This is a genomic window from Armatimonadota bacterium (assembly GCA_013359125.1).
Taxonomy (GTDB): domain Bacteria; phylum Armatimonadota; class Fimbriimonadia; order Fimbriimonadales; family GBS-DC; genus JABWCR01.
Window position 1 is genome coordinate 199,550 of record JABWCR010000003.1, and the last position, 6,000, is coordinate 205,549.

General features: G+C 58.4%; 5 protein-coding genes. All 5 read left to right on the plus strand.

Annotated features, from left to right (window positions below; translation table 11 throughout):
• Nucleotides 1-415 precede the first annotated feature (415 nt).
• Genes HUU60_03025 through HUU60_03045 form a run of 5 tightly spaced genes read left to right on the plus strand, consistent with a single transcriptional unit; the run spans nt 416 to nt 5,781 of the window.
• The gene (locus HUU60_03025) at nt 416-1,804 is read left to right on the plus strand and encodes a hypothetical protein (GenBank protein NUL81679.1); all 1,389 of its coding nucleotides are present in this window, start codon (nt 416-418) and stop codon (nt 1,802-1,804) included.
• Nucleotides 1,805-1,814: 10 nt separating this feature from the next.
• The gene (locus tag HUU60_03030) at nt 1,815-2,645 is read left to right on the plus strand and encodes a PstS family phosphate ABC transporter substrate-binding protein (protein NUL81680.1); all 831 of its coding nucleotides are present in this window, start codon (nt 1,815-1,817) and stop codon (nt 2,643-2,645) included.
• A gap of 12 nt (nt 2,646-2,657) precedes the next feature.
• On the plus strand, nt 2,658-4,103 hold the full coding sequence (gene pstC, locus HUU60_03035) for a phosphate ABC transporter permease subunit PstC (GenBank protein ID NUL81681.1): 1,446 nt from the start codon (nt 2,658-2,660) through the stop codon (nt 4,101-4,103).
• Nucleotides 4,091-5,002: a phosphate ABC transporter permease PstA gene (gene pstA / locus HUU60_03040; protein ID NUL81682.1), complete on the plus strand. Its 912-nt coding sequence runs from the start codon at nt 4,091-4,093 to the stop codon at nt 5,000-5,002. The genes pstC and pstA overlap by 13 nt, the downstream gene beginning before the upstream one ends.
• On the plus strand, nt 4,996-5,781 hold the full coding sequence (locus HUU60_03045; GenBank protein ID NUL81683.1) for a phosphate ABC transporter ATP-binding protein: 786 nt from the start codon (nt 4,996-4,998) through the stop codon (nt 5,779-5,781). Before pstA ends, HUU60_03045 begins: the two co-directional genes overlap by 7 nt.
• Nucleotides 5,782-6,000 lie beyond the last annotated feature (219 nt).

Sequence of the window (6,000 nt, forward strand, 5' to 3'; positions counted from 1 at the left end):
ATCGACCCAACTCGAACGATTGAGACTCCCCCCTCTGCGTCTCCCCCAATCATCGGTTTTAGAGAGGAGCAGGACATCCAGCTATGAAGAATCGGCTCTGCCCCTCGAAACGGGAATCGGCGGGGACTGATTCGTACTCAATTTTGTGCTACATTTCGAAAAAAATCCCATTCGGCGAGGCAGGCCAGGCGGAAGCCTGGCGTTCCAATGGCAGCTTCTTTAGCGAACGGGAAAATCAAGATTTGTAGCACAATTTTGAGTACGAACCAATTCCAGAGCGCGCTGGTATATCGCTCGCCTCCGCCTGTCCTATTCCGCGTTCCACACGTCCCCAAAAACTTAACCTCTCGTTAACCTGGCCGACGCCACAATCAAAGGGCTACTAAATCGCCCACTCAAGGAGGAGCGCTCGTCTATGGCAGGAATAAGGAGTACCGTACTGTTCGCTTCCGCTTTACTTTGCTTTCAATTCGCCTCGCTGCCCGCTCTCGCACAAGATTCGGCCCTCAAACCCAACAAGGAGGAGGGCGTCGCCAACACGCTCGGCGTCAAGAAAGACGAGATGGCCGCCCTTGAGAACAAGGCCAAATCGATCACGCTGTCTTTAGGAGAGCTGGCCAGCAGCGGCAAACTCCCCACTAACGAAGAAGCGATCGAACTGATGAAGAAGCTGGTCGCGGAGATGCAGGACGTCAACCAGCAGCTTCAACAGATCCGATCCGACATCGCCGACATCCAGAGTTGGATCTTCGATCAGAGCAGCGAGAACCTGCCTATCATGCAGAACGACATCGCTGAGCTTAAGAAGGCCAAGATCGGCAACTATCTCCACTTTCAGCTGTTTGATTCCGATCAAAACAGTTCCAACGAAGGCTTCTCGGTGCGCCGATTCCGAATAGGGCAGACCAACACGATCGATCCTCGCACCAGCATGAAGCTCACTTTCGACGTGGCCGCCGGTTCGCAACGACTGTCAGCCGAACTCAAGGATGCTTTCGTGATGTACGACATCGAGCCTTCCGTGGAGAAGGTTGGTATTCAGTTCTTGGCCGGCCAGCAGCCCTATCCGTTAGGATACGAGTTGGAGCGATCGTCGGGGGAGAGAGAGTTTCCCGAGCGCGCGCTTTACAACCGCACAATGTTTGCCGGAGAGCGAGGCCGCGGCGCCTATGTCAAGTACGGAACGAGCGTCAATTCGCACGTTCACGCCGGAATCTGGAACGCTCTGAGCGTCAGCGATCCTCAGCAGACCGGCGCCAACACCTTTGGCAACTTAGGCAACAGCCGCTATGGCGCTCACGCCGGCATTCGATGGTATTCGACTCAGTACGACATTGGCGTTTCGGGCTATTTCTCTAAGCGTCGCGGCTTTAACTTCACCAGCAACAATCAGCAGGTAGCCGTGCCCAGCGTCGATCGGCGATTCATCTTCATCGACGGCGCCTATGTAGGCGTGCTTGTTCCAGAGGTGACTCTGCGCGGCGAGGTGATGATCGGCAAAGATCGCGTACCGACCGGCGGAACGGCAAACCCGTCGTTCTTGGCCGCGACCGATGTGCTGGGATGGCAAACGCAATTGACTTGGAACATCAACTCGCGCAATCAGTTGAGCGCTCGATACGAGTATTTCGATCCGAACCGCTCGTCGACCTCCGTGTTGGACGCCACCAGAGGCTGGGGCATGGCCTATGCCTACTACATCAACCCCAACGCCAAGATCACGCTGGCGCACGAGAAGTTTGACGAACAAGGCCCTGAAATCAAGAACGATGCGACGACCATGCGCATCCAATTCCGGCTATAGGAGAACGAACATGAACAAACCATTTTCCATACTGACAATCATCGGCTTGGGCGCGGCGCTGGTCGCGGGCGCGCAACAGGTGGCCGTCAAAGGCTCCGATACGATGCTGATCGTCAATCAGCGCTGGGCGGAGGCGTTCAGCAAGGTCAATCCGGGCGCCAGCATTGCGGTTACGGGCGGCGGCTCGAGCATCGGCATCAACGCCTTTATCAACGGCGTGGCTGACATTTGTGCATCCTCTCGCCCAATGCGCAAGAGCGAAATCGACCGAGCGAAAAGCCGCGGCGCTATTGCCAACGAGATACCCGTTGCATTGGACGGATTAGCCATCGCCGTGCACTCCAGCAATCCGATTAAGTCGCTCACTATGGACGAGGTTCGGCGAATCTACATCGGCCAGATTACGAACTGGAACCAACTGGGCGGCCCCAACATGCCGATCGTCGTCTATAGCCGAGACAGCAACTCGGGCACCTATGGATTCTTTCAGCTGAACGTTCTTAAGAATCAGAACTGGGGCAAAGGCGTCCGATTCTTGCCTTCTACGGCAGAAGAGGTGCGCGAGGTAGGCCGAACGCCTGGAGGCATCGGCTATGGCGGCGTTGCCTACTTTAAGGGTGCGGCCAATGTCAAGCTTTTGCCCATCGCACCTAGCGCGGGCGCCGCGCCGGTCGAGCCGACCGAGGCGAACGTTCGAGCGAAGAAGTATCCCATCTGGCGCTACCTCTACTACTACACCAACGGGCGACCGAAGGGCGCGACCAAGCAGTTCATCGACTTCGTGCTTTCGCCCCAGGGTCAAAGGATCGCCGAAGAGGTCGGCTATTACAGCCTTAAATAGATGCGGGAACGATTGAGCGAGCGATTGGCGCGCTTTCTGATCATATCTGCAGGCGTGGCGACGATGCTGGTCATCGTCGCCATCTTTTACTATCTGGCTCACGAGAGTCGATACGCCTTTAACCGCAGTTTTCCCTATGGCTTCCGCGTTGCGCTGTTGCCCGCTCCGGAGATTCCTGACGGAGACCTCGGCCTTGATCCGAACGCCTCGCGCTTGACCGCCAACCCGGAAGGCGAAGAGGGCCTTGGCGAGTTAGAGGAAGCGACCGTCATACCGGGGATCGGCGAACTGACCGCGCCCACGATGACCGCTGCAATGCCGACCAACAATCCGAACGAGCTCTATCGCGACGATTTGCGCTCGGCCAAACAGGCCGACAAGGGCGATGCGTTCCGATTCTATGCCTTTGCAACGCCGCTCCACCAAGGCGACCGGATGTACCTTGCCTGGCAGCCCGACTCCGGTTTTGAGCGATCCTACACGCCCTATCGATTGAGATTAAGGCTGATTAGCCCGCCAGACGGCGTGAAGACCGAGCCGATCGAGATCGATCTAAACGCCCGCCGCTCGGGCCAGGTCGAACTGCCTGTGTGGATTGCCCGCAACGACGAGGATCGTCGGCGCGGCTACCTTTTCGAACTCTCTGCAACGCCGACCATGAGCAATGCCGCCGCAACGGTGCGAGCGTTTCTTCGGGCGGATTGGGGGCCGACGCTGGCCTATCCAGCCTTCGGCATTATCCCGCTCCTGTTGGGCACTTTGAGCATCTCCCTAATCGCGATGCTGGTTGCGACGCCTGCGGCGCTGGCTGTCAGTCTTTATCTGAGCGAGGTTGCGCCGCGACGGGTCGCGGAATGGATCAAGCCCGTTATCGAACTCCTCGCGGGTATTCCGACGGTTGTTTTGGGCTACTTTGGCCTGATGCTGGTGGCGCCGGGGCTTCAGCGCGTCTTTGCCGATGCAGCCGCATTCGAGTCGGGGCGATCGATGTTAACGGCATCGCTCATCATGGCGCTTTTGGTCATGCCGGTCATGATTTCGGTAGCCGAGGATGCATTGCGCGCGGCGCCCGAAGCACTGAGAGACGGGGCGGCGGCGCTCGGACTGACCAAGCGGGAATCGTTGACCAAAGTGCTGTTGCCTGCTTGCAGAGCCGGATTGATCGGCGCAATTCTATTAGGGTTTGCGCGGGCCACGGGCGAAACGATGGTTGTTTGGATGCTGAGCGGCGGCACGCCGACCATGCCCTCGTTTGCATCGTTGGCCGATGCGGGTTCGACGCTCATCAAATCGACTCGGGGCGTGCCGGACACCATCGCTATCGAGATGGGCAACGTCGAGTTCGAAGGGCCTCACTACGGACATCTGTTCCTACTCGGTCTGGCGCTCTTTGCCTTCACGCTGACCATCAACTTGATCGGATACCGGTTGGGCAGGAGGCGCGCATGGCAATCTTAGCCCATGGTCGGATTAGCGAGATCGGCCTGGAGCGGCGAGACCGGCGTCGATCGCGCGTCGACCGGATCTATCTTGCTTGGCTGGGGGGCGCAGCCGTCAGCGTCTGCCTCGTCGTTTTTGGCATCATCGGTTACATCGTCTATCAGGGCGCGCCCGCTATAAGTTGGCAGTTTCTATCCAGTCCTCCCATCGAGGGCATGTCGGGCGGGGGCATTTGGCCCATGATCCGCGGATCGCTGTTGCTGATGGCCGGTACGATGGTTCTATCGTTGCCGTTGGGCATCTTGGCCGGTATTTGCTTGGCCGAATATGCCGACCAGAGACCGGTTTTGCGCCTCATGCGGGCCTGCGTAACGACGCTGGCCGGCACGCCGCCCATCATCTACGGCCTGTTCGGTCTTGCTATTTTCGTGCTCATGTTCAAGTTTGGGGTCAGTCTGCTGGCGGGCTGGTGCACGCTGACGCTGTTTGCGCTGCCAGTCATTATTCTCTCAACCGAAACGGGCATTCGCCAAGTGCCGCAGACCTTTATCGACGGCGGACTGGCGCTGGGGCTGACGCCGTGGCAAACCATGCGAAGAATCATCCTGCCCAATGCGATGTCCTCGATATTGACCGGCGTCGTGCTGGCCGTCAGCCGGGCTGCGGGCGAGGCGACGCCGATCCTGTTTACTGCTGGAATCTACTACTACACAGGCGAGTTGCAACTGAATGTACAGACCGCGTTTGCGCCTGTGGCCAACCTGCCGTACCATCTGGCCGAGGGCTATCGCCAGGGGACGGCCATACCGGAGAAGATCATATGGGGAACCTGTCTAGTCTTGATGCTGTTCATCCTGTGCCTCAATTTGGCAGCGATACTGCTGAGGACGCGAGCGCGGCGACGGCAACAATGGTAGCGGCCTCGGCATTGACCGATGTCAAGGCGGCAATCTCCACCGATGGCCTATCGGTGCACTATGCAGACAAGCCGGCGCTGATGGACGTAACGCTCGAACTGCCGCGCCGAAAAGTCTCGGCACTGATCGGCCCCAGCGGATGCGGCAAGAGCACTTTCTTGCGCTCGATCAATCGCCTGAACGATCGGATTCCGGGCGTCCGAGTCTCCGGCAAGATTCTTATTGACGGATTGGACCCCTACGCGAAGAATGCCGACCTGATAAAGCTTCGGCGCAAGGTCGGCATGGTCTTCCAAAAGCCCAATCCGTTCCCTATGACGATTTTTGAGAACGTGGCTTTAGGGCCGCGCACTCACTACGGCATGAAGGGGCGCGATTTAGAAGAAACGGTCGAACTGGCGTTGCGCGACGCCGCGCTTTGGGAAGAAGTGAAGGACGATCTGAGGCGCAAGATGGGCGGAGCGCTGTCGGGCGGCCAACAGCAAAGGCTCTGCATCGCTCGAGCGCTGGCGGTACAGCCGGACATCCTCTTGATGGACGAGCCGTGCAGCGCGCTTGACCCATTGGGTTCGATCAAGATCGAAGAATTGATCGTCCAATTGGCGGTCGACCGAACCGTCATCGTCGTAACGCACAATCTGCCGCAGGCCCAACGGATTAGCGATGTTACGGCGTTCTTTATGCTGGGGCGCCTGGTCGAAATGCGCGCGACGGACGAACTGTTCCGCTGTCCGATCCAGCCTGAGACGGCGGACTACATTGGCGGTCGGTTCGGCTGAACACGCGCGGTCGTCGCGCAATTGTTCATTGGCGGACGGCGCGAGGCGTAGCGGATTCGTACTCAAAATTGTGCTACATTTTTTGAAAAGGCCGCTTTTGTATTGGAACGCCAGGCTTCCGCCTGGCCCGTCCGATCCGATGGCTTTCGCTCCCCTCCCTAAACTCGCCAGAGTTTGGGGAGGGGATACAGGGGAGGGGCACAATCGCCCGAGATAGAC